Below are 22464 nucleotides of genomic sequence, written 5' to 3'. Positions count from 1 at the left end.
GGAACAGCTGGCGATCCCGCACGGTCCGGTCAGGAAGCGGGTCGGCGGACCCGGCGGAAGATCCAGTACCGCAGCAGCAGGAACCGGGTGGTGGCGGCCAGAACATTGGCGGCCGTGATCACGAGCAGTTCATCCACGAACGAAGCGTCCGGCGCCAAGGCATGCAGCAGCCAGAGACTGCCGCTGGTCAGGCCCAGCGCCAGCAGCATCACCCACAATCCGCGCCGGTGGTCGCCGAACCAGCGGGCACGGTCGGTGATGCCGAAGCTGTGCCTGCGGTTCAACTCCGTGTTCAGGACCGAGGTCAGAACGAGGGAGATCAGATTAGCCCACTGCACCCCAGCGGCCGGCCGCAGCAGGGCGAATATGGCGACCGATGCGAGCGTGCAGATCGCACCTACCACAAGGAAGCCGCCCATCTGCTGCCAGATGGCCCTGGGCCGCTTCGCTGAAGGCCTTTCCGGCGCCGCGAAGACATCAGCCCCGCGCTCCGCGGGTCTGCTCCCCGGGCGCGCCTCGGTCGGCTCGGCAGGAATTCGCATCGACATAGTACTTAGACTCTTCCACGTAACCGGGCCATAACCAAGAATCCCCTGTTGCTCAGCTGTGACCGGTTGTGTCCGAGGTCCGTCCGAAAAGCGCTACTCCGCCACCAACGACCGGACCGGGTTGGTGAGTTCGCCGATCCCCGTGATCCGGCAGACCACCGTGTCACCGGGCTGAATCTGCCGGCATTCGGCCGGGAATCCCGTCAGAATGACGTCGCCGGGGTGCAGCGTCATGAAGGAGCTCAGATAGACCAGGATCTCGTCGACGCTCCAGCCCAGATCCTTGGTGCTGGCGGCCGCGAGCGCGGTGTTGTTATGCACAATCGAGATCGCGGCATCGGCATCGTCCAGGTTGACCACAATCCATGGGCCGAGCGGCGTGAAGGTGTCTTGGCTTTTGGCGCTGATCCACAGTTCGTCGGATTTCTGCAGGTCGCGGGCCGAGACGTCGTTGCCGATAGTGAAGCCGAGCACAGCCTCGCGCGCGTTGCCCAGTGTCAGGTTGCGGCTGCTGCGTCCGACGACGACGGTCAGTTCGGCTTCCGGGTCAACGTAACCGACGGTGGGGCTAAGGACGATTGCGTCGCCCGGTCCGATCACGCTGGTGGCGGCCTTGTGGAAGGCCTGCGGCGGCAACGCACGTCCCGGGGCGCCGGTGTTGTGGGCCATTCCGAAGACATTGGCCGGCGCGCACGGAGCCAGGAAGGTGAATTCCGACTGGTCGACGGCGCCCCCGACGGTCCACCGTCCGCGCTGGGGGCTGTTCTGGTTCGCGGGCGAAGCGGGAAAGGGCGTGTCAACGATTTCCCATACCCTGCCGTCATCACTGCCGAAATCCGCCGCGGAGTTGACGACGAAGAACTGCTCGGAGCTCGCGCCAACGGCGGCAGCGGGTACTGGGTTGTGCGGTACTGCGGGTGCTGCGCTCTGCGGCGCAGCGGGTTCAGCGGCGTTGCCATGCCCAGCGGCTGCCGGACCATCGAGCGGACGGACGCGGGCAACGCGGAAGGGAGTCGGGGTCGTCATGAAGACATCCTACCTCCTTGGGGATGTCCTCCCTTAGCCGGCTCGATCCCCGGCAATGCCTCCAAGACGGCGCAACGGAGCGAGCAAAGGTAACCGTATGAACTCGAAACAAGCCTTAGAGGAGCAGCTGTTGCTCAGTCGATGGGGGAGTACATTTCGCCGACCGTGACTGCGGTCCCGAGCCGGTTGTCCGGGCCGGGCAGCGGGCATGCCCAAGCCTCGTCGTAGGCGCAGGAGGGATTGTAGGCGAAATTGAAATCAATGATGAAGTGGTTCCCGGCCCGCCCCAGGTAGGCGCCCTTGATCGTGTCCAGCAGATATCGGCCGGCGCCATAGCTGCCTCCGTCCTGTCCGGCGGTCGTGTCCCTGAAGGGGATGAAGATGCCGCCACCGTAGCTGTTCAGTTTCCAAGCCGCCAGTGCGCCGATCCCCGGTATCTCCAAGGCGCCGAGCCGGACGAAGGGGACCGCTCCGTCCGTGCCGGTGCTGATGGTCATTTCCTGACCGGCACCCTCCGTCGTCAGCCCGCACTCGAAGCGGAAGGCCGGGTCATACGGGGCAACCGGCAGCCCGGTAAAAGTCTCTTTCCTTACCGCGTTCAGCGCCGACGCCGGATGGTCGGCGAACATGGCGTCCCGCCGTTCACGCCAGAGGATGTGTGCCTTGGCCGGAGACGCTGCAGCGGCGGCACGGACCTCGGCGTAGAGCGCGAAGGTCTGCAACCGCCAGTCCAGCACGGCCGCAGCTGATTGCAGCCGGTCTGCTGCCGCGGACTCTTGGGTGGGGTCCACGGCGGCCGCTGCTTCGAGGTGGTCCTCGGCGGCGGCTTCCGGCGAACCGTTGGCCGCTTCCCCCGCTTCTGCGCGTTTCGCCGTTGCCGTTTCCGACCGCTTTATATTGCCGTCTGCGTGCTCCGAGGTCTGTCCCATGCCGTCAGCCTACGTCAGCGATCCGTAGGCGTATTCGCCCGGAATATCGCTGACTGCGGCAAGCGCCGGTGGCTTTCCGCCCATGACTTCGCCTCGGCGGCCTTCGCGGCTCAATACTGCGCCAGCAGCCCGGCAAGAAATCCAGGCTGCTCGATGGGGGCAAAGTGCCCGCAGCCAGGAATCGTCACCAGCCGGACGTGCGGCACCAGTTCCGCCAGCCGGACCAGATCCGACGGCGGCGTGAACACGTCCCGGAGGCCGCGCACCGCCAGTACGGGTGCCGTGATGCCGCGCCACCGGCTGAAGTCGTATCCGGCTGCGGCCCTCGCGGCCGCGGCAAAGGCAGCCGGACGTGCGTCCTCGCCCAGCGCCGTGATAACGGTACCGTCAATGACGTGCGGATGGGAGAAGAAGGGTGACATCAGGGGACGCATCAGTGGGCTCCGACCCGTGCGGCGGACCAGGAATTCTCCGACCGGTCCACAGGCGGCCATGGCGCGCATCAACAGCAGCATGGCGGTGAACGCTGGGAAGCGCAGCAGGCCCGGGAGCGGGTGAGCCGCGGCCGTCGCCACGCTGAACGTTGCGCCGGAAATGACAGCAACGCTGGCCGTCCGCTTTGGCTCGGCGGCCGCGATTTCCAGCGCCAGGAAGGCACCCATCGAGTGACCGATCAGGTTCCAGTGCCGGTAGCCGAGGGTCCAGAGAATACCTGTCACCGCCTCAGCCATGGTCGCCATGGTCAGCGATGCGGCGCTCGTTCCGTGCGTCGATTCGCCCCAGCCGGGCAGGTCCATCAGCACCGAGTGTCGTTCGTCCCCGGGATTCCCTTCCCCCGGATGTCCGTTTCCAGCCGTCGCGGATGCGGCCAGTAGCGGGATAAAGGTGGTCCAGGAACCGGCCGCCCCGTGCAGGTACACGTCCGCCGTAGCATTCCCCCGATCCGCCCGGGCCACCGCGGGCGAATACCGCACAGCCACCGGGCCCAGTCCGGTAGGAAAGACGCGGCGGTGCAGGACGGCGGCGGCGTCGATCGATGCGGCGGAAGTAAATGTGCTCACGGTGCTCCTTGGGTCCATCAGTCGTTCGTCGCCGGGCGTCCGTCGGATTGGAGTGCCGGGCATGCGGCGCTTGTCCATGGGCGCGGCGTTTTATCAGCAGTTCATCGCGTCGTGGGAGCCGTGCGCGGGGCTAGGATGTGGCTACCAGGTCCACTCGACGGGGGAGAGACGATGAGCGCACGCCAGGGAATTGTCCGGGGCACGGCCGGCGCGGCGACGGCGCTGGCTGTGCTGCTGGCCGCGGGGCTGAGCGGCTGTGCCAACGGCGGAACTGCGCGTGGCTCCTCGCCTGCGCCGGTTTCCTCCGCGTCCGCAAGCCTTACCGGCCCCAGCGCCGGACCCACGGCCGGTGCGGCGTCCGCCGGCGGCCCGCCGTCGTCGACCTCTGCTTCCGCGTCAAGCGCGGACACGGCCGGAACCGACAGCGCCGCCCGGCCAAGCGCGGAACCCACCGCCGCAGCGTGGAAAACTTATACGGACAGCGCGCACAGGATCAGCTTCGAGGTGCCGCAGGACTGGACGGTCCAGCAGTTGGCCGATGGTCCGAGCGCGGGTGCCAAGAACATCGCGGTCAAGGATGCAGACGGCGGGCAGGTGGCCACACTGGCGACCGGCATGACGGGGCTGGGCGGCGCCTGCGGCGGCCTGCCCTTGCGGCCATACACCGTGCTGGCGAGCGTGCCGGTGAACATTCCCTCCGGAGCCGACGATGCACAGGCGGTCCCGCCGCGCTTTGTCTACCGGCTGCTTCAGGGCAGCACCAAGTTTTACGCGTCGTACGGGATCACGGATCACTCCGCGGGCGCGGACGGGCAGGCCTGCCTGATCTACAACACGGTCAGCGGACCCGGCCTCGGGAACTATATGTTTGGCGATGTACTCCAGTTCTCCAGCACCGGCAGCCCAGGCATCGACACGTTTGACACCATCGCGGAGGCGGAAAAGCACATGCTCAGCAGTCGGTTCCAGAACGTGCGGCGCATGATCACATCGCTGAAAATTATGGCGTAGCTGCCGGCTCCGGTCCGTTTGGTTGGGGTTGACCCGGGTGTCAGTCGCCACCGCAAAGAAGCCTTTGCAAAGGATTCTTTGCGGTCTATGCTGTGAACTATGGCCTACACGCATAAGATCGTTGAAGACCTCGACACCCTCCGCGCCATCGCGAATCCCTTGCGTATGAAATTGCTCGGTGCACTGCGCGAGGATGGTCCGGCCACGGCGTCGGAACTCGGCCGGCGCTTCGGGGAATCCAGCGGCTCCACCTCTTATCATTTGCGCCAACTGGAGCGCTTCGGATTCGTGGGTGACTGCGATGATCAGCCTTCCAAGCGCGAACGCCGATGGAAAGCCCTCCACGACCTAACCGAGGTCCGCAGTGAGAAGTTCGCCGGGGACGAGGCCGGCCGTCAATTGATGCAATCAACCGTTGGCTACGCCGTCGAATATTTCATGGGCAACGCGAACGAATACCTGCACCGTGAACTCAGCACGCGGTGGCGGTCTACTCTCGGGGTGAGCGATTACCTCCTAAAACTCACCAGCACCGACACTGATGAACTTCTCTCGGGCATCGGGGACTTGATCGAAAGTTACCGCGAGCGGGAGTCGACGGCTGGCGATGCCATGTCAGTCGCTTTGCACGTGGCCGCCCTGCCGCGGAAATAGCCATGAATCTCCGCAGCCGCTTCTGGACTCTGAGCGCCCTTCGCTGGCTGCCCACCGGATTGATCATCCCGGTCCATGCCTTGCTGCCACTGGACCGCGGCCTGAGCATCGCCGAGCTTGGCGCGGCGTTCGCCGTGCAGGGGATTGTAGTGCTGTGCCTTGAGCTGCCCACGGGAGGGTTCGCCGACGCGATGGGCCGCAAGCCGGTATTCATCGCCTCGGCCGTTGTTGCCCTCGCCTCCTACGTCATGTTTGCCCTCGCCGACTCGGTGCTGTGGTTTGCGCTGGCCTCTGGCCTGACTGGAGTCTTCCGCGCATTGGACAGCGGGCCGCTCAATGCCTGGTACGTCGACGAGATGATCGACACCGGGATGAACGACGGCCGCGGGCTCGGCGGCGGGGCCGCCGGGAAGGGGGACGACGGCGGGATCGGCGGCGGCAGGGGAAAGTCTGTGGCGAAAGGTCTCTCCGGGGCGGGCACCATCACCGGACTTTCGATCGCTGCCGGGGCGGTGCTGACCGGGGGCATCGTGGCGTGGAACCCGTTCCCGTCGATGGACAGGCTTGCCGTCCCGATCTGGCTTGCCGCCGCGCTGACCCTGGTGCAGATCACGGTGACAATGCTTTTAATGAACGAGGACCGTTCCGCCCGCGTCGGCCGGCTGCTTGGTTCTGTGAAGGCGACGCCGAGAACCATCGCCGATGGCGCCAGGTTGATGTGGCGTTCTCCGGTACTGAGGGCGTTGGTCGCCGTGGAAGTGTTCTGGGGCTTCGGCATGATTGGTTTCGAGACGCTCATGCCGATACGGCTCTCCGAGGTTCTCTCCGGTCCTGACCTGGCCGGTTCCGTGATGGGACCGGTATCGGCGGCGGCGTGGGGGATCTCGGCCGCCGGGGCACTAACCGTGCCATTGCTGCTCCGGCGGTTGTCCATGGTGACGGTGTCGGTGGCACTGCGGATCGTCCAAGGGGGCACCGTGATTGCCATGGGCCTTGCGGCCGGCCCGATTGGCCTCATCATCGCGTTTTTCGCCACCTATGCCGTTCATACCGCGGCCGGTGCCATTTATGAGACGCTGCTGCACGATCAGGTGGGAAGCCGACACCGTGCCACTGCGCTGTCGCTGGCATCGATGGCCGCCCAGCCGGCCGGATCCGTCGGCGCCGTCGTCCTTGGTTTGCTGGCAACTGGAGCCTCGACCGGGCTCGCCTTGGTCGCCGCAGGCGTTGTGCTTGCCATGGCCGCGCCGCTGTTCCTCGTGAAGGCGAAGAGTGCAGTCAAGGAGAAGAGCCGTAAGGCCGGCGCGGAATGGGAGGAGCGGAAGGCACACTGCGGCGGGCCAAACCTGGAAAGCGTCAGACCGGTGGCAGATCGGCGAACGTCACGCCGGTGAGCTGTTCGCTGACATCCCAGAGCCGGCGTGCCACCAGCAGGTCGGCAACCCGCGCCGCCGGAGCCACCATGGTGACGTCACCGCGGGATTCGCCCGGGCCGTTCGGGCCGTAGAAGTCGCCGTTGGACACGTCGGGCGCGGCGGCGGCGTAGAGCACCGGCAGCACGCCCCACTGGCCGGGCTGGGCCATCAGCCGCATGAAAACACTGGTCATCATGCCCATGCCGGTTCGTCCCATGCTGGCGGGGAGGTTGGTGTTGGCCAACCCCGGATGTGCCGCGGCGACCACCAGGGGCTCGCCGCGGGCGTCAAGACGGCGGGCGAATTCCATCGCGAAATACAGGTTGGCGATTTTGCTCTGGCTGTAGGCGCGCCAGCGGCGGTATCTGCTCAGACTCATCAGATCGTCGAAATTGATCGCTCCGCGCTTGTGCGCAAGGCTGGAGACGACGACGACGCGGGGTGCGGCTGCCTCCCGCAGGGCCGGCAGCAGCAGGCCGTTCAGGGCGAAGTGGCCCAGATGGTTGATGCCGAGCTGCTGTTCAAAGCCGTCCGCCGTCGTCGCCCGGGCGGTGGCCATCAGTCCGGCGTTGTTGATCAGCACATCCAGCGGGTCGGACCAGCCGGCGGCGAATTCGCGGACGGAGTCTAGACTGGCCAAATCCAGCGGGCGGACGTCACAGACGGTGGAGCCGGTGGCCTCGCGGAGGCGGGCCAGGGCGGTCTCGCCCCGTTCGGGATTCCGGCAGGCCAGCGTCACACGGGCGCCTTTGGCGGCGAAGGCCAGGCTGGCCTCGAATCCGAGGCCGCTGTTGGCTCCGGTGATGACCACCCGCCGCCCGCTCTGATCCGCCATGCTGTCGGCGCGGAATCCGTTCACTGTGTGCTCTTTCCTGTTGGCGACCCCCGTCAGTGGTGGTCTGTCAGCCGGCGGGGTGCGCCGGCGGTGACCGGCGGGTGACCGGCGTGCCGGGCGGCGTTGGGTCTGCTAGCGGAGTCCTGTCACGGAGCTGCGGAGCTTGTCCGTCAGCATCTTCAGTTGCGTCAGCTCGTCGTCGGACAAGCCCGACCCCACCAGCCGGTCGATATCGCGGACGTGTTCACGGCCGATCTCCCGCTGCAGCTTCCGGCCCTCATCGGTCAGTCCGATCAGCACCCCGCGGCGGTCCTCTTCCACAGTCTTGCGCTGGACGAGGCCCTGCCGCTCCAGTCTGTCGACCATCCTGCTGATGCTCGGCTGGCTGAGCAGGACATGGTCGTTGAGTTCATTGAGCCGGAGCCAGCCGGACGAGCAGCGGGACAAATTGAACAGCACATCATATTCACGTATGTTCACCCGTTTCAGTGCCGGGTCCGCTTGCAGCCTGCGGATCACACTCACCTGCGCCCGGAACAGTGACTCCCAGGCGTCGGCGGCCAAGCGCCGGTGGGCCTCCGGGGAGCTCATGTGGTTCCCTGATCCGTGGGCCGGTCCGGCAGCACCTCCCGGGCCGCCACCGCGTACTCTCCGGCGATTGATGCCGGCCCGGTTCCCGCCGGGTCCTTGGTCTGCGCCGCGGCAGCCTTCAAGGCGGCGGCGGTGCGGGCGGCCAGTGCGGCCTTGCGGCCGGCGAAGGTGGGACCGTCCGGAACATGCTCGGGCTTCCGCGCCGCGAACTCCTGGCGCAGTGTCGGCAGCACATCGGAACCGAAGAGGTCCAGTTGCTCCAGCACTGTTTTCAGCGGCAAACCTGCATGATCAACGAGGAACAGCTGGCGTTGGTAGTCACCGTAGAACTCCCGGAAGGTCAGCGTCTTGTCGATGAGCTCCTGCGGGCTGCCCACGGTCAGCGGCGTCTGCGAGGTGAAGTCCTCCATGGATGGGCCATGTCCGTAGACCGGCGCATTGTCGAAGTACGGGCGGAACTCGCGCACCGCTTCCTGGGAATTCCGGCGGATGAAGAACTGGCCGCCGAGCCCCACGATGGCCTGGTCGGCCTGGCCGTGCCCGTAATGTTCGTAGCGTTCCCGGTAGAGGCCGATCAGCTGCTGATAGTGCTCCTTGGGCCAGAAGATGTTGTTGGCGAAGAAGCCGTCTCCGTAGTAGGCGGCGATTTCGGCCACTTCAGGCGTGCGGATGGACCCGTGCCAAACAAAGGGGGCGACGCCGTCGAGCGGGCCGGGCGTGGCGGTAAAGCCGTGCAACGGCGTCCGGTGCTTGCCCTGCCAGTTCACGACCTCCTCGTCCCAGAGCCGGCGCAGCAGCGAGTAATTCTCGACGGTGAGCTCCACACTGTCCTGCATGTTCTTACCGAACCACGGGTAGACGGGAGCGGTGTTGCCGCGGCCGAGCACCAGATCGACGCGGCCGTCCGCGAGGTGCTGGAGCATGGCGAAGTCCTCGGCGATTTTCACCGGGTCATTGGTGGTGATCAGCGTGGTGGCCGTGGAGAGAATGATGCGCTTGGTCTGCCCGGCCACGTATCCGAGGATGGTTGTGGGGGAGCTGGGGTAGAACGGCGGGTTGTGGTGCTCGCCGGTGGCGAAGACGTCCATTCCCACGTCCTCGGCATGCTTGGCGATCGTGGTGATCGCCTTGATGCGCTCATGCTCCGTGGGCGTGGAGCCGTTCGTTGGATCTGTGGTGATGTCTCCAACGCTGAATATGCCGATCTGCACGGGTGGTCCTCTCAATCCGGGCCGGGAGCCGTTCCGGATTTATATACGTTTGCATCTAATATACCCAATAACACGACGCGTCCCGCTATTGTTCCCGGCTGAACCTATCGTGCCCCGCGGGCGTCCGGGAAGCAATAAAGCCGGGAAGGAATCACTACGGGAAGCAATCAGCCCGCGGCGCGGCACGCCACCCTCCCAACTGAGTAGCACTTATGGCACCCATTCCGGGTTTTGAGTGCAGGTGCTGCTACTCAGTTGGGCCGGACCGCGGGGACCAGCCGCGGGACAGCAGGGCGGCGCGGATTTTGGCAACGGCCGTTTTTGCGTCATTGACCATGTGCCGTTTGGAAATCCACACCTGGATCCGGTCCGCTCGGATGAAATCCTCCTCGCGGCTGATATCGCGGATGATCTGATCGGGATCGGAGTGGCCCTCGCCCTCGTATTCCGCCGCGACCCGATACTCGGGGAACGAGAGATCCGGCTCCCGGCCGGCACCGTCGGCCAGGTCCACTCGGCCGTTCAGGACCGGCTCCGGAAGACCTGCGCGGACGATGGCGGGGCGCAGCCGGGTTTCCGGTGCGGAATCCGATCCGAGGCGTGCCTGCTCCAGCGCCAGCCGGGCCTTGCGGATTCCCGGCGTACCCTTGTGACGATCCAGCATCTGGGCCAGCTCCGCGAGAGTTGCGTAGGGCTCGGAGCGGACTTCAAACTGCGGCCGCGGAATACGGACCAGGTGATCGGCGACGACGGTGAGCTCGTCGACGCTCATCTTTCGGGAGACGTCCAGCCAGGTCCGCGCACGGGTGGTGATTCTCAGGCCGTTCAGACGGCAGACCTCGTCCTCGAAGAACTGCGCACGATGCCCGACGACGCCGCGGCGCCGTGTCACAGCCACAGTGTCCGGCCGGGAAATATGGATGTCCGGGCCGTCTGCACCCGGAAGAAATCCCGGGAATTCCCAGATCGTGAAGGCTGTCGCGTGGGCGGCCGCGGAGAACTCAGTGACGCGCGACAGTGGCGCGGCCAGCAGCGCAAGCCCGTCTTCGCCGTCGTGCTCCGGAATCCGGATCCCGCGGCTGGGACGGGCCAGCTGAGTGTTGCGCAGCCGGCCGTAACTGACGCCGACACCCAAGGCATCCCCGATCGTGAATGGAGCCGTGTCCAATGGCTCGGGAAGGGGAATGGCGGGGCGCATTGGCCTATCATGGCAAACGCCGCGCGTCTGCGGGCCGTTATCCACAGTCTTCCCGCCCGCGACCCAGCTGAGTAGCAGCACCTGCACTCAAAACGTCTTTTGGGTGCCATAAGTGCGACCCAGTTGGGTCAGCCGGCGGCGCGTCGGCCGTGGACTGTGGGGATGGCGCCGGTGGGTCGATCCTGCGCGGGGCGGGACACAGGCGTGGGGACGCGTTGGCGGTCCGCCAGCAGCTGCCGGCGTTCGCGCCGGCCCTCCACCAGACGGTACAGCACCGGCACCAGGATCAGCGTCAGCGCGGTGGACGAGACCAGCCCGCCGACTACCACTATGGCCAGCGGCTGCGAAATGAACCCGCCCCCGCCCGTGATCCCCAGCGCCATCGGTGTCAACGCGAAAATCGTGGCCAGCGCGGTCATCAGGATCGGCCGCAACCGCTGGCGCGCGCCGTGCTCAATGGCGTCGGCCACGCTCATGGCCGCCCGGTCGCCGGAGGGTCTGCGGTACTGGTTGATCAGGTCGATGAGCACAATCGCGTTCGTGACCACGATCCCCACCAGCATGAGCATGCCGATCAGCGACGGCAGGCCCAGCGGCACCCCGGAAATGAGCAGCAGCAGGATGGCGCCGGTGGCCGCGAACGGAATGGAGACCAGCAGGATCAAGGGCTGGATCAGCGATTTGAAGGCGGCCACCATGATGATGTAGACAATGGCGATGGCCGCCAGCAGGGCCAGCCCGAGCTGGTTGAAGGACTCCGTTTGCTGCGTCGTGGCGCCGCCGATCACCGCGGTTGCCCCGGCCGGAAGGTCGACGGCGGCAAGCCGGTTTTTGACGTCCGCGCTGAGAGTGCCGAGGTTGTTCCCCGTGGGAGTGATCGACACGCGGGCGCTGCGCTGGCCGTTGGAACTGGTGATGGAGACCGGCGCCTGAACCTGTTCCACCGTCGCCACACTGGCCAGGGTCACCGCACCGGAGGCGGTGGGCAGCTGCACGGCGCGCAGCTGGTCGATGCTCGCAAACCCGGTGCCGGTCCCAATCTGCACCTGGTAGTCCGTGGTATCGATCCGCACGGTCCCGCCCGGCAGCGGCGAAAGGGTGGAAGCCAGGACACCGGCCACCTGCTGTTCATTGAGCCCCGCGGCCACCGCCTTGGCCCGGTCCACACTGACCTGGACCACCGGCTGCGAGGTGGAGAGGTTGGCGGCGATCTCGCCGGCGCCCGGCAGGCCGGCCATGGCCGCTGCGGTCTTGTCGCTGGCGGTCTTCAGATCAGTGGAGCTGGAGGCCTTGATATTGATGTCCACCGTATTGGAGGTTCCGAAGCCCCCCGAGGAAGAGCCGACGCTGACCGTCCCGGCATCGGTAATCTCCTTCAGCCGGTTCCGGACGGTGTCCATCAATTCGGTCTGATCGGCTTTTTCGTCCGTGACCACCTGAAAAGAAGCACTGGAAGCGCCGGCGGAAAAAAGGGCGCTGAAACCGCCGGTCGCGTTGCCGATGGTGACCTGGACGTCCTTGATCCCGGTGATGCCCTTGAGCGCATCTTCCACCTTCCCGGCAGCATCGGAGGTGCCGGCAAGGCTGGTGCCCGGCGGCAGCTTCTGCGTAACCGAGAGGCTGTTCTGGCCGCTGTTGCCCAGCAGATTGGTCGGCAACAGCGGTGTCATCGCCAGGGTCGCCAGCAGAATGATGCCGCCGGCCACCAGCGTGATCACCGGGTGCTTTTGCGTCGTCGTCAGAATCGGCAGGTACCCGCGCTGCAGCGGGCTCTTGCGTTCCTTGTCCTCCACCACCGCCAGCAGGGCCTTCCCGCTCAGCGCGCCGCCGTCGTCGTGCGCCACGGCCGGAGACTTCAGGAACCAGTACGCCAGCACCGGCACGATCGTCAGCGAGACGGCCAGCGACGCGAGCAGGGCGATCGTGACGGTGAGCGCAAACGGCCGGAACAGCTCCCCGGCGATGCTGCCGACAAACGCGATCGGCAGGAACACCGCCACCGTGGTCAGCGTGGACGCGGTCACGGCCCCGGCCACCTCGCGGATCGCGGCCATGATCGCTGTCTGCTTGTCCTCCCCATAGCTCAGGTGCCGTTTGATGTTCTCAATCACCACAATCGAGTCATCCACCACCCGCCCGATCGCTATCGTCAGCGCGCCCAGGGTGAGGATATTGAGCGAATATCCGGTCGCCCGCAACCCGATAAAGGTGATCAGCAGCGACAGCGGGATGGAGATCGCCGTCACCAGCGTGGAGCGAACGGACAGCAGGAAAAGCAGAATAACGACGACGGCGAAGGCCAGTCCCAGCAGCCCCTCGGTGGCGAGGTCCCTGATCGATTTTTCAATGAAGGGGGCCTGGTCCAGCACCGTGGTGAACTTCGCGTTGGCACCGAGCGAGGCCTGCAGTTCCGGCAGCTGCGCCTGAATCTGGTGCGACACCGACACCGTGTCCGCCGCCGGCTTCTTGGTCACGGACAGGGCCAGCGTCGGTTTGCCGTTGGTGCGCGTGATGGACGTGGTGGTGTCATCGGCCAGGGCAACGCTGGCGACGGCGCCAATGGTCACCGGAGTGCCCGTGGCCGGGGCACCTCCAGTGGCCGCACCGGCGGCTGGAGCTGCAGCACCTTTGGGCCCGGCCAGCGGCAGGGATTTGATCGCATCCAGGGAGTCAACCGGGCTGCCGATCTGCACGGACAGGGATTTCCCGTCCTCGGTCAGCGTCCCGGCAGGCACCAGCGTGCCGTTGTTTTTCAACGCGTCGCTGATCGCCGTCACCGGAATGCCGGCAGCCGTGAGTTTCCCCGGCTCCGGCAGGATCGCGATGTGCTGGGAGTTGGCGCCGGTCACATCGGCGCCGCGGACGCCGTCGATTTTGAGAAATTTGGGCACCACCAGCCGCTGCAGGTCCGAATTCAGCTCGCTGAGTGACTTATCCGAGGACACTGCCAGGAAGACGATCGGAAAATCGCTGATGTTCCCGGCGATGGCCTGCGGTTCGGCCTTATCCGGCAGTATCTGCCGGGAGTTGGAGATGGCCCTGTCGATCTGGTTCCGCGCCCGGTCCATGTTGGTGCCGTAGGCGAAGGCCAGATTGATGCTGGACACACCGTTGCGCGACACCGAGGTGCTGGATTCCAGGCCCTCGACGGCGTTCAGCGCGGTCTCCAGTGGCTCGCTGATCTGCTTGTCCACCACCTCAGGGGAGGACCCGGGCATGGACGTGATCACGGTGATCTGCGGGAACTCGATCGAGGGAATGAGTTCCTGCTTCAGCGAGCCGAGCGTAATCACGCCGAAAACGACGGCGAAGATCGTGATCAGCGCGATCAGTGCCCGGTTGCCGAGCGAGAGCTGAGCCAAGCGGAACATTCAGTACTCCGATGTGTCCAGGCCTGTTTCGCCGGAGGGAACCATGCCGCGCAAGTCAGGCGCCTTGCGTGTCCAATGTCTGCGGATCCAGGCTCGGGGCATCCAGCTGCAGGGCCGCGGCCGTCCTGGCCATCGTGTCGGCCGCCAGTTCGGGATTCTCGTTGAGCTTGGTGCCCAGCGTGGGCATCATGTCCCGCAGCGAATCCTGCCATTCCAGCTTGAACTTACGCGGGAAACACCGCTGCAGCAGCTCCAGCATGATTGGTACGGCGGTGGAGGCGCCCGGGGAGGCACCGAGCAGGGCGCTGATCGAGCCGTCCGCCGAGGTGATGACCTCGGTGCCGAACTGCAGCACGCCGCCCTTCTTGGCGTCCTTCTTGATGATCTGTACACGCTGGCCGGCGGTAATCAGTTCCCAGTCGCCGCCGTCGGCCGTCGGGAAGTACTCCTGCAGCGCCTCCACCTTCGACGACCGGTTCTTGACCACCTCGGAGACCAGGTACTTGACCAGGGAAAGGTTGTCCTTGCCGACGGCGAGCATTGGCACCAGGTTGGAGGGCCGGATGGACAGCGGCAGGTCCAGCAGCGAGCTGGTCTTGAGGAATTTGGTGGAGAAGCCGGCGTACGGGCCGAACATCAGGGAGCGCTGTCCGTTGACATAGCGGGTGTCCAGGTGCGGCACGGACATCGGCGGTGCCCCCACCGACGCTTGGCCGTAGACCTTGGCGCTTAGCTGGGAGACAATCTCCTGATCGGTGCAGCGGAAAAACTGTCCGGACACGGGAAAGCCGCCGAAGCCCTTGCCCTGCGGGATGCCGGAGGCCTGCAACAGCTGCAGGGCGCCGCCGCCGCCGCCGATGAAAACGAACTTCGCCCTGATTTTCCCGTGCTCGCCGGAGGATGGGTGCTTGAGCGAAATGTCCCAGCGGCCGTCGCTGCCGCGGTGGACGTCAGTGACGTCCGTGCCGTAGTTGACCTCGACGTCGTTCTCGGAAAGGTATCCGACCAGGTCGCGGGTGAGCGTGCCGAAGTCGACGTCGGTGCCCTCGGCGGCGCGCGTGGCGGCAAGTTTCTGCCCGGCGGGCCGGCCCTTCATGACCAGCGGGGCCCAGCCGGCAATCTCCGCATGATCCTCGCTGTACTGCAGGCTGGAAAACAGCGGATTCGGCTTGAGGGCTTCGTAACGGGTGCGCAGGAACTTCACATTATCCTCGCCGGTGACGAAGCTCATGTGCGGGACCGTGTTGATGAACTTCCGCGGCGAGCCGATCATCGAGTTGGTCACCAGATGTGACCAGAACTGGCGGGAGAGCTGGAACTGCTCGTTGATGCCAATGGCCTTGGCCGGATCCACCGAGCCGTCCGTGGCCTGCGGCGTGTAATTCAGCTCGCACAGGGCGGAGTGGCCGGTGCCCGCATTGTTCCACGGGTCGGAACTTTCCGTGCCCGCGCGGTCGAGGCGCTCAAAGAGCGCGATCTTCCAGCCGGGTTCGAGTTGTTTGAGCAATACCCCGAGGGTGCTGCTCATGATGCCGCCTCCGATGAGAACAACGTCAGCGTCTTGAGTCTCTGAAATGAAAGTCACGGTCCATCTCCGGTAGCGGCGGTCCTGGCGTTTGAAGCGTATCGCGCCGGGGAGTGGTTGCTGAAATTGAGCGCTCAGCGTCGCTGCCCGGTCGGAGCCCGGTGGGTCCGGCGGATGCTATTTGGCCAGTTTGATCTGATTAAACACCTCATTGAGCACCGGGCTGACGGGATACGTTGCCACCTTGTTGGACAGGGCCACCGCCGAGATCGGAAAGGCGATCGGCACCGCGGGAACGGTCTGCACAATCTGCGTGTTGACGGACTGGTAAGCGTCGTTGCGGTCCGGTCCGTTGGGCAACATCCGGGCGCGGTCAATCTTGCTGATCAGCTGCGGGTCATGGGAGCCGAATTCGCCGTTTGGGGTTCCGAAAAGCGGACCCACAAAATTGTCCGGGTCAGCATAGCCGCCGTTCCAGCCCATCAGGTCCAGCGCGTGGTCGCCGGGGCCGGTGACCTTGCCCAGATAGTCGTCAGACCATGGAACGGGCACCGGCTTGATGTTAAAGCCGACGGCCGTGAGCTGGCGGGCGATTTCGGCGTACACCTTCTCCGGGGTGGGGAGGTAGGTGCGCGTGACATTTGTCGGGTAGTAGAACGTGATGGGCTCGCCCTTGTAGCTCGACTCGGCGAGCAGCTTACGGGCCTTGTCCTGGTCGTAGCCGTAACCGGTCACCGCATTGTTGAAGCCGCTGAGCTTGGGCGGGATGAACTGGGACGTCGCCTGGCTGCCGTCAATGAAGAACGCCTTGATGAGGCTCTGCTTGTCGATCGCGGTGGCAATTGCCTGACGGACTTTGACGTCCGCCATCACCGGCATCGCCTGGTTGATGCCCAGGTACATCACCGAAAACGGATCGCGCTGCAGGATCTGCTCGCCGTTTTTGACCAGCGCGTCAAAATCGCCCGGGGTCACCGGGTCGTAGCCGTCAATGGTGCCGTCTTCGAGCGCCTGCAGCCGGATCTGCGGCTGGTCGTAGGTGATGAAGTTGAGGACGCCAATCTCGCCCTTGGTGCCCCAGTAGTTCTGATTCGCGCTGAGCGTGACCTTGCCGTTTTGCCACGAGGTGAACCGGAACGGACCCGTCCCGACCGGATGCTGACCGTAGGCGGAGACCGGGTGCCCGGAGACCGAGGCGGTGAGAGTGTCCGCAGTCATGGAGGTCAGGGCCGCGGGCGACGAGATGGCAAAGGAAGGCAGCGTCATGGCCTGCACGAAGCCGCTCAGCCGCGAGTTGAGCTCGATCGTGACGTCGGACGGGCCCGCGGCGGTGCAGCTTTTGAACACGGAATTCTTCGCGTCATCCGAGAAGGCATTGAAAATCTGCTTGAAGGCGGTGCTGTTGCCGCCGCCGCGGAGGGCCGCGGGCAGCGTGAACCATCTGTTGAAATTGGTGCAGACCGCGGCGGCGTCAAGTGCTGTGCCGTCCTGGAAGGTCACGTTCTGTCGGAGTTTGAAGGAGTAGGCCAGGCCGTCCTGAAGTTCCTGCCAGCTGGTCGCCAGGCTCGGTGCCGGTGCTCCGGTGGTGGCATCCACGGTGACCAGACCTTCCAGCACCTGCCGGGTTACCCGGAAGGACTCGGAATCCAATTCCAGCGCCGGATCCAGCCCCATCGGATCGGCGCCGGTGCCGAAATTGAAGGTCGCCATTGCCGCCGGGGCGCTGCTGGAGGGTGCCGGTGCCGGCTGCGCCGTGCAGGCCGAGAGGGAGAGGGCCAGCAGGGCCGCTGCTGTCTTCACCGCTGTCCGCAAAGGAGCCTTCCGACGCACTACAGACACCACTTCCTGACCCAACATTTTCGGCACTGACCCGTTCCCGGCGCGCCCCTGTTGTCCGGCAACACCTACAAGACTGCGAAGGTATGTCCGCAGAACTTTCCAGTCTAGTTGACCATCCGGCACGGTCCCGGGCGGCGGCACGGCAATTGCGGGGGCGGTTACCGGATCGTTAGCCGATTCCCAGCTGGTGCCCGGCAATCTCCCGGATCGTTCCGCTGTACCAGCGGAACCGGGCGCAGGACGAGCGGGCGCCCGGACCCGTCGGTCCGGACACCCGCCCGCTTTCCCCGCAAAACCGGGCGCAGGCCGAGCAGGTGTCCGGACTCGTCGGTCCGGACACCGGCCCGCTTTCCCCGCGCCGGGTACAGGACGAGTGGGCGCCGGACTCGGCAGTCCGAACGCCCGCCCGCTTTCCCCCTGCCGGTTCTGAGCAGCCGGTCGGGGAGCTTTACTTCGGTGAGAGCACCGAATCGATCAGGTAGACCGTGGCATTGGCTGTGTGGACGCCGCCGCAGATCACGTTGGCGCCGTCGATCTTCAAATCATCCTTGCTTCCGGTCACCGTCACCGTGCCGCCTTCCACCGTCTTGTGCTCGCCGGACAGCTTGTCCGGGGTGATCTGCCCGGGCAGCACGTGGTAGGTGAGGATCTTGCTCAGCGTCGCGTCGTTGGTCTTCAACGACTCCAGTGTGGCCGGATCGAGCTTGGCGAACGCGGAGTCCACTGGGGCGAAGACGGTGAACTCGGAACCATCGAGCGTGCTGACCAGATCAACCTTGGGGTTGAGCTTGCCGGAGACGGCGGCGGTCAGCGTGGTCAGCAGTGGATTGTTGGAGGCCGCGACGGCGACTGGATCAGCGGTCATGCCGTTGACGGAGCCGGCCCCGGTGGGAACCTGTGCGGCGTAGGCAGCGCAGCCCGGACCAACCAGATCGGCGGCCGGATTTGCCGTGGTCATCGAGCCGGACCTCGCGGCCGACGACGTCATGCCCAAGGAGCCGGACCCGGCCGCACCTGACGCCCCTGATGCGGCGGTGCTGCCGCCACAGGCCGACAGGGCCAGCATGGACACGGCGGTCAGCGAGAGGAAAGCGACTGAGGTGCGCTTCTTCAGTGCCATGGCAATACTCCTGTAGGTCAGTCGATGGTCCGGGTATTCAGCACTCGCCGTGTGGTCGGGGTCTCACTTGGTATTCGGAGGTTGCGAACGGCCGGATGGGTGCTGCTGGAAGTTTTCTTTTCCCGCCCTGCCCGCCAAGCTCGGCGGGCTGCGGTTGCGAATTGCTTACAGCCGCCCGCCCAGGCCCGGCCCGTGCCGCGCCGTGCGGACAGGCGGTCAATCCCTGGAGGAACGGATGGTTCAGCTAGCGCTCATCGGCCTGGTCGGGGCCTGATTACCGGCATATCGCCGTGCATTTTGCCGGTGCTGCCGGTGATCTTCTTTTCCGGCGGTGTCCAGAGCGCCCGGGAGCGGAGCGGCGCCGGCTCTTCCACGGCGGCGTCCGCCGCGACCGCCGTGCAGGACCGCACCGCGAAAGAAGCCAGGATAAAAGCCCAAGCAGCGCGCCGGGCTGCACCCCTGGGGCTGCAGGCCTTCTCCTTCACCTTCAGATAGCCCGGCGCGACGCACACAGGAAATGTCCGGTGTGCTGGGTCCGTCTGCGGCAGCGAGGGTCTAGCGTGGTGGCATGAAACGGAACCCGGGTATGCCGCAGCGCCCGCCCCGCCGACCCGAACCGCGGATCCGTCCCGTCCGGTTGTCTGGTATCGCCGTGCTGTGCCTGTCGCTGCTGGCCGGCCTGCTGTTAACGGCATGCCAGCCGACGGACGACGGCGGCGGGCCGGCGACGACGGTTGCGGTCACCCGGCAGCAGCCGGCGGCAGATACCATCGTGGTGCTGGGGGATTCAATCAGCACCGGTTTTCAGACCTCGGCGGAAGCTGCCTGGCCCAACGTGCTGGTCCAAGACTTTGCCCAGGACGGGATCAATGTGGAATTGAGGAACGGCGCGCGGAACGGTGCCGGATATGTGGAACCAGGAGACGGTGATCTGCCGTTTGCCGGACAAGCCGACGCCACCGTGATCCGGGAGGCCGCCGTCGTCGTTGTTTATGGTTCGGAAAATGACGTCGGCCAGGACCTGGCTCAGATCGGCGACCAGGTTCGGGAGACCGTGGCGGTGATCCGGCGCAGGGCACCGGACGCGCAGATCCTGCTTGTCGGTCCCGCGGCGGTGCAGGACAATCCGGACGAGGGGCTGCTGGCCGTGCGGGACACAATCGCCGCTGCCGCTGATTTAGCCGGCGCGCCGTTTGTGGACCCGATCCAGCTCGGTTGGTTCAAGGGACAGGAGGACACCCTGATCGGTCCCGACGGCGACCACCCCAGCGTGCTCGGGCACGAATATCTGGCCATCAGGATGGAAAAACTCCTGCGGCCGCTGCTGCCGACGGCTGGCTGACCAGGCGGGCCCGCCGAGTGCGCCGCTTTGAGGGTTCGCTGCGTTGATTCGGCTGCGCTCACTGGCCCGAGGCGCCCACGACGCCGTCCAGCGGGACATGCTGTTGGTGCGCAAGACGGGACTTGAACCCGCACACCCGAAGGTACAGGATCCTAAATCCTGCGTGTCTGCCAATTTCACCACTCGCGCGTTCCGGAATGCCGTGACCGTGGCTGTGTTCCGGTGAATAACAGCCTCCATCCTACCTGCTGGCCGGCGCATTATCTGCCGGGCGGTTCGTCAGTCGATGCCCAGGTCACGGCGCAGCTTGGCCACGTGTCCGGTGGCCCGGACGTTGTACTGGGCCACGCTGACCTTCCCCTCGCCGTCGAGCACGACGGTGGAGCGGATGAGGCCTTCGTAGCTTTTTCCGTAGTTCTTCTTTTCGCCCCAGGCGCCATAGGCTTCCGCAACGGCGTGGTCCTGGTCGGAAAGCAGGGGGAAGTTCAGGCTTTCCGCGCCGGCAAATTTGGCGAGCTTTGCTTCCGGGTCGGGCGAAATGCCCACGACCTCGTAGCCGGCGGACTTCAGTGAGTTCAGGTTGTCCCGGAAGTCGCAGGCCTCGGTGGTGCATCCCGGAGTAGACGCCGCCGGGTAGAAGTACAGCACCGTCTTTCGTCCGCGGAAGTCCGTCAGTGAGACCTGCTTCCCGGTGGAATTGGTCAGCGTAAAGTCAGGTGCTTCGTTACCGGTGGCGAGCTGCTCTGCCATTGTTTTCTCCCTGTCATTGAGGCGTTTTCTTCCAGCTTAGCCGGGAGCGATGACAGCCACGCGGCGGCGGCGCAGGCCGGCGGCCGCCGGAAGGATCGACATCGTATGGGTTGGTCGAGGCGCTGTCCAGTGGCGTGGACTTAGTCGGGTCTATACTTGGTGGCATGCCCGATATGGATCAATGGCCCAGTAGCCGCCTACTCTCAACCGCAGCGCGGTTGGTGGAGCATGCCTGGAACGAGCGGCTGGCCAGTATCGGTATGACCCACGCCGGCATTATCGCTCTCGACGTCCTCGCGGCCCATGGTCCCATGACGCAGGCGCAGCTGGCATCAATCGTTAGGGTGCAGGCCCAGACCATGGGCAAGACGCTTTCCCGGCTGGAAAGCCACGGACACGTGCACCGTGTCCGCAGCACCCAGGACCGGCGCAGCCACCTGGTCTCCCTCTCGGATGAGGGCCGGGGCCTGCTGGATTCAGCCCATCAGATGGAGACAGGGCTGCTGGAAACCGCGGGGATGGATCAGCGTGAACTGCGGTCGGACCTGAAGACGATCATCCGCTCGGTGAGCAGCACGGCGCAAAACCTGCGCGAAGTGGAAAGCCGGGCCCGCGCGGCCCTGGCCGACTCGCCCGCGGGTAACTGACCGATATACAGGGTCCGGATTCTGCTCCCCGAGGGTTTAACTCATCCGGGTAACGTGGTGCGGCGTCAACCAGACGGCACATGACCTGCGGCGTCGACCACACGGCACATGACCCGCGGCGTCGACCAGACGGCACATGACCGTGGGCATCGATGGGCCCGACATCGCTCGGTGTGGCACAGTTGGAGCATGAGTGCGCCGTTCCCAAACCCGTCGTCCCGAAACTCGTCGTCCCCAAACCCGTCTTCCCCAGCTACGACGCCCAGCAGGCCCTTCTTCCACGCTGCTCTGCGGCTGGGAAGCGCCTTTTACCGGCTGCGGGTCCGACAGGCCAAGCGCTGGAATTTCGTTGAGCAGATGGTGGCATATTCCGGATACGGGACCCCGACCCGGGTTCGGGTGCTGGGACGGGTCCTGCTGGCAAGTAATCACGGCGCCGGCGGCCTGACGGACCGTGCTGCCAAGACCGTTGTCGGAAACGTCCGCGGGTGGCGCGCTTTCACGAGCGTCCCCGTGCAGAACCGGGAAGTCGAGATTGAACTCGGCGGGGAATTGCACCGCGTGCGCGCTGATCGCGGCGGATTGATAGACACTAACGTTCAGGTCCGCTTAGACCCTGGCTGGCATACCGCGGTGTTCCGGGCGGCAGGGACGGGCCCCGTGGAAGCGCCGATCTTCGTCATTGCCCCGGACACACGGTTTGGAATCGTGTCGGACATAGATGACACCGTCATGGTCACGGCGTTGCCGCGGCCCTTCCTCGCCCTGTGGAACACCTTCGTCGTCAGCGAACACGCACGCACTCCGACACCGGGGATGGCGGTCTTAATGGACAGGCTCGCCGTAGAGTATCCGGATGCGCCGGTCATCTATCTCTCCACCGGTCCGTGGAATGCTGCCCCTACCCTGGCCCGTTTCCTGGCCCGGAATATGTATCCAGCAGGGGCGCTGCTGTTGACCGACTGGGGTCTGACCCAAGACCGGTGGTTCCGCAGCGGGCGGGAACACAAAAGAAGAAATCTCGAACTCCTTGCCAAGGAATTCCCGGGGATCCGCTGGCTACTCATCGGCGACAACGGCCAGCATGACGAGGAAATCTACGCAGAGTTTTCCCGGCGGCACCCTGATCTCACGGCTGCTGTAGCAATCCGGCAGCTCTCGGTGGGTGAGTCAGTTCTCTCCGGCGGACGGTCCGCGGACGGTTACCAGGATCAGCCTGCACCGTTCACGGACTGGGTCTATGCCCCGGACGGAGCCGGAATGGCGAAACAACTCCGCGAACTCCGCATCTTCTGACTGCGTCCCCGTAAGAGATCCGACGCTGACAGGATCCGGGGGCTGCCCCCCACGCCGGTGAGACTGCGCCGCATCGCTTTCGCGATGTCCATTGG

At 65.5% G+C, this 22464-nt stretch carries 20 protein-coding genes and 1 tRNA gene; 7 read left to right on the top strand and 14 right to left on the bottom strand.

The genetic code is table 11. The annotated features are described in order from the left end of the window. Window positions 1-29: 29 nt before the first annotated feature. From ACLLJI_RS13380 to ACLLJI_RS13365, 4 genes are all read right to left on the bottom strand, one after another. On the bottom strand, window positions 30-548 hold the full coding sequence (locus ACLLJI_RS13380; RefSeq protein WP_283560357.1) for a GtrA family protein: 519 nt from the start codon (window positions 546-548) through the stop codon (window positions 30-32). Between the two features lie 93 nt (window positions 549-641). After that, window positions 642-1574, bottom strand: coding sequence for a fumarylacetoacetate hydrolase family protein (locus ACLLJI_RS13375; RefSeq protein ID WP_434613017.1), 933 nt, complete (start codon window positions 1572-1574; stop codon window positions 642-644). A 134-nt stretch (window positions 1575-1708) separates the two neighbouring features. Then, on the bottom strand, window positions 1709-2365 hold the full coding sequence (locus tag ACLLJI_RS13370) for a DUF1684 domain-containing protein (RefSeq protein WP_434621520.1): 657 nt from the start codon (window positions 2363-2365) through the stop codon (window positions 1709-1711). Between the two features lie 248 nt (window positions 2366-2613). Further along, window positions 2614-3564, bottom strand: a complete 951-nt coding sequence (locus ACLLJI_RS13365) for an alpha/beta fold hydrolase (RefSeq protein ID WP_434613014.1) — start codon at window positions 3562-3564, stop codon at window positions 2614-2616. A gap of 171 nt (window positions 3565-3735) precedes the next feature. On the opposite strand from ACLLJI_RS13365, the gene ACLLJI_RS13360 reads away from it, so the two are divergent. The 3 genes from ACLLJI_RS13360 (at window position 3736) to ACLLJI_RS13350 (ending at window position 6623) form a co-directional block, all read left to right on the top strand. Continuing rightward, window positions 3736-4575: a hypothetical protein gene (locus ACLLJI_RS13360; protein ID WP_434613011.1), complete on the top strand. Its 840-nt coding sequence runs from the start codon at window positions 3736-3738 to the stop codon at window positions 4573-4575. Between the two features lie 99 nt (window positions 4576-4674). Beyond that, entirely contained in the window at window positions 4675-5229 is a 555-nt protein-coding gene (locus ACLLJI_RS13355) for a winged helix-turn-helix domain-containing protein (RefSeq protein WP_434613008.1), read from the top strand. 2 nt (window positions 5230-5231) lie between these two features. Next, complete coding sequence (locus ACLLJI_RS13350) at window positions 5232-6623, top strand: MFS transporter (RefSeq protein WP_434613005.1); 1392 nt, start codon at window positions 5232-5234, stop codon at window positions 6621-6623. Here ACLLJI_RS13350 and ACLLJI_RS13345 read toward each other — a convergent pair. From ACLLJI_RS13345 to ACLLJI_RS13310, 8 genes are all read right to left on the bottom strand, one after another. Continuing rightward, window positions 6586-7503, bottom strand: coding sequence for an oxidoreductase (locus ACLLJI_RS13345; protein ID WP_434613002.1), 918 nt, complete (start codon window positions 7501-7503; stop codon window positions 6586-6588). The genes ACLLJI_RS13350 and ACLLJI_RS13345 overlap by 38 nt on opposite strands. 108 nt (window positions 7504-7611) lie before the next feature. Further along, on the bottom strand, window positions 7612-8070 hold the full coding sequence (locus ACLLJI_RS13340; protein ID WP_434612999.1) for a MarR family winged helix-turn-helix transcriptional regulator: 459 nt from the start codon (window positions 8068-8070) through the stop codon (window positions 7612-7614). After that, complete coding sequence (locus tag ACLLJI_RS13335) at window positions 8067-9281, bottom strand: LLM class flavin-dependent oxidoreductase (RefSeq protein WP_434612996.1); 1215 nt, start codon at window positions 9279-9281, stop codon at window positions 8067-8069. The genes ACLLJI_RS13340 and ACLLJI_RS13335 overlap by 4 nt, the downstream gene beginning before the upstream one ends. Window positions 9282-9528: 247 nt before the next feature. Beyond that, complete coding sequence (locus ACLLJI_RS13330; RefSeq protein WP_434612993.1) at window positions 9529-10479, bottom strand: hypothetical protein; 951 nt, start codon at window positions 10477-10479, stop codon at window positions 9529-9531. A gap of 128 nt (window positions 10480-10607) precedes the next feature. Further along, window positions 10608-13850 carry an efflux RND transporter permease subunit gene (locus ACLLJI_RS13325; RefSeq protein ID WP_434612990.1) on the bottom strand — a complete coding sequence of 1081 codons (3243 nt, stop codon included), beginning with the start codon at window positions 13848-13850 and terminating at the stop codon, window positions 10608-10610. 55 nt (window positions 13851-13905) lie between these two features. After that, the gene (locus ACLLJI_RS13320; protein ID WP_434612987.1) at window positions 13906-15435 is read right to left on the bottom strand and encodes a malate:quinone oxidoreductase; all 1530 of its coding nucleotides are present in this window, start codon (window positions 15433-15435) and stop codon (window positions 13906-13908) included. A 117-nt stretch (window positions 15436-15552) separates the two neighbouring features. Beyond that, window positions 15553-17232 (bottom strand): ABC transporter substrate-binding protein, encoded by a 1680-nt coding sequence (locus ACLLJI_RS13315; protein WP_434612984.1) that lies wholly within the window; start codon window positions 17230-17232, stop codon window positions 15553-15555. Between the two features lie 430 nt (window positions 17233-17662). Next, window positions 17663-18334: a fasciclin domain-containing protein gene (locus ACLLJI_RS13310; protein WP_434612981.1), complete on the bottom strand. Its 672-nt coding sequence runs from the start codon at window positions 18332-18334 to the stop codon at window positions 17663-17665. A gap of 312 nt (window positions 18335-18646) precedes the next feature. On the opposite strand from ACLLJI_RS13310, the gene ACLLJI_RS13305 reads away from it, so the two are divergent. After that, the gene (locus tag ACLLJI_RS13305; RefSeq protein WP_434612979.1) at window positions 18647-18829 is read left to right on the top strand and encodes a hypothetical protein; all 183 of its coding nucleotides are present in this window, start codon (window positions 18647-18649) and stop codon (window positions 18827-18829) included. 91 nt (window positions 18830-18920) lie between these two features. Next, a complete protein-coding gene (locus ACLLJI_RS13300) occupies window positions 18921-19676 on the top strand; it encodes an SGNH/GDSL hydrolase family protein (RefSeq protein ID WP_434612976.1) in 756 nt (251 codons plus the stop codon). Window positions 19677-19780: 104 nt separating this feature from the next. On the opposite strand, the gene ACLLJI_RS13295 is transcribed toward ACLLJI_RS13300, so the two are convergent. Further along, a tRNA-Leu gene (locus ACLLJI_RS13295) sits at window positions 19781-19865 on the bottom strand. Window positions 19866-19955: 90 nt separating this feature from the next. Continuing rightward, on the bottom strand, window positions 19956-20426 hold the full coding sequence (gene bcp / locus ACLLJI_RS13290; RefSeq protein ID WP_434612973.1) for a thioredoxin-dependent thiol peroxidase: 471 nt from the start codon (window positions 20424-20426) through the stop codon (window positions 19956-19958). A gap of 164 nt (window positions 20427-20590) precedes the next feature. Between bcp and ACLLJI_RS13285 the strand changes: the two genes are divergently transcribed. Together ACLLJI_RS13285 and ACLLJI_RS13280 are read left to right on the top strand one after the other, a co-directional pair. After that, complete coding sequence (locus tag ACLLJI_RS13285; protein WP_434612970.1) at window positions 20591-21073, top strand: MarR family winged helix-turn-helix transcriptional regulator; 483 nt, start codon at window positions 20591-20593, stop codon at window positions 21071-21073. A gap of 189 nt (window positions 21074-21262) precedes the next feature. Beyond that, complete coding sequence (locus tag ACLLJI_RS13280; RefSeq protein WP_434612967.1) at window positions 21263-22369, top strand: App1 family protein; 1107 nt, start codon at window positions 21263-21265, stop codon at window positions 22367-22369. Window positions 22370-22464 lie beyond the last annotated feature (95 nt).

This window comes from Arthrobacter sp. A5 (assembly GCF_051131705.1).
GTDB lineage: Bacteria > Actinomycetota > Actinomycetes > Actinomycetales > Micrococcaceae > Arthrobacter_M.
This window is presented reverse-complemented; position numbering and strand designations above follow the sequence as displayed.

Bases quoted from the DNA above. Each gene is read 5' to 3' on its own strand.
- ACLLJI_RS13380 (WP_283560357.1), bottom strand. From the start codon at position 548: ATGTCGATGCGAATTCCTGCCGAGCCGACCGAGGCGCGCCCGGGGAGC.
- ACLLJI_RS13375 (WP_434613017.1), bottom strand. From the start codon at position 1,574: ATGACGACCCCGACTCCCTTCCGCGTTGCCCGCGTCCGTCCGCTCGAT.
- ACLLJI_RS13360 (WP_434613011.1), top strand. From the start codon at position 3,736: ATGAGCGCACGCCAGGGAATTGTCCGGGGCACGGCCGGCGCGGCGACG.
- ACLLJI_RS13355 (WP_434613008.1), top strand. From the start codon at position 4,675: ATGGCCTACACGCATAAGATCGTTGAAGACCTCGACACCCTCCGCGCC.
- ACLLJI_RS13350 (WP_434613005.1), top strand. From the start codon at position 5,232: ATGAATCTCCGCAGCCGCTTCTGGACTCTGAGCGCCCTTCGCTGGCTG.
- ACLLJI_RS13340 (WP_434612999.1), bottom strand. From the start codon at position 8,070: ATGAGCTCCCCGGAGGCCCACCGGCGCTTGGCCGCCGACGCCTGGGAG.
- ACLLJI_RS13330 (WP_434612993.1), bottom strand. From the start codon at position 10,479: ATGCGCCCCGCCATTCCCCTTCCCGAGCCATTGGACACGGCTCCATTC.
- ACLLJI_RS13325 (WP_434612990.1), bottom strand. From the start codon at position 13,850: ATGTTCCGCTTGGCTCAGCTCTCGCTCGGCAACCGGGCACTGATCGCG.
- ACLLJI_RS13315 (WP_434612984.1), bottom strand. From the start codon at position 17,232: ATGTTGGGTCAGGAAGTGGTGTCTGTAGTGCGTCGGAAGGCTCCTTTG.
- ACLLJI_RS13310 (WP_434612981.1), bottom strand. From the start codon at position 18,334: ATGGCACTGAAGAAGCGCACCTCAGTCGCTTTCCTCTCGCTGACCGCC.
- ACLLJI_RS13300 (WP_434612976.1), top strand. From the start codon at position 18,921: ATGCCGCAGCGCCCGCCCCGCCGACCCGAACCGCGGATCCGTCCCGTC.
- bcp (WP_434612973.1), bottom strand. From the start codon at position 20,426: ATGGCAGAGCAGCTCGCCACCGGTAACGAAGCACCTGACTTTACGCTG.
- ACLLJI_RS13285 (WP_434612970.1), top strand. From the start codon at position 20,591: ATGCCCGATATGGATCAATGGCCCAGTAGCCGCCTACTCTCAACCGCA.
- ACLLJI_RS13280 (WP_434612967.1), top strand. From the start codon at position 21,263: ATGAGTGCGCCGTTCCCAAACCCGTCGTCCCGAAACTCGTCGTCCCCA.